This window comes from Methyloparacoccus murrellii, assembly GCF_054657115.1.
On record NZ_BAAHXD010000141.1, the window covers coordinates 1 to 299 of the forward strand.

Genomic DNA, 299 nt, shown 5'->3' on the forward strand with positions numbered 1-299 from the left:
TCTGATCCAACAGGCCCAAGCGGGCGAAATTGAGCTGGCTTATGTGGATGAGGCGGGTTTCGCGCCGCAACCGCCGAACCGCTCGGCCTGGAGCAAGGTGGGTGAAACGCATGCGGTGGTATCGAAGCGGTCGCAACGCCTGAATGTCATTGGCGCGCTGCTGTCCTCGGGGCGGTTGATGATGGCGAAGCTGTGGCATAGCGTGACTGGCCTGTGGTTCTTCGGTTTTCTCATGGCCCTGATCGAGCGGGTCAAGAAGCCGATGGTGGTAATCCTGGACAATGCATCGATCCACACGG

General features: G+C 59.9%; 1 protein-coding gene. It reads left to right on the plus strand.

Annotated features, from left to right (window positions below; all coding sequences use genetic code 11):
• Window positions 1-299, plus strand: a 299-nt coding sequence (locus ACYQ1H_RS15645; protein ID WP_460028963.1) for a transposase, incomplete at both ends; no start/stop codon positions are given.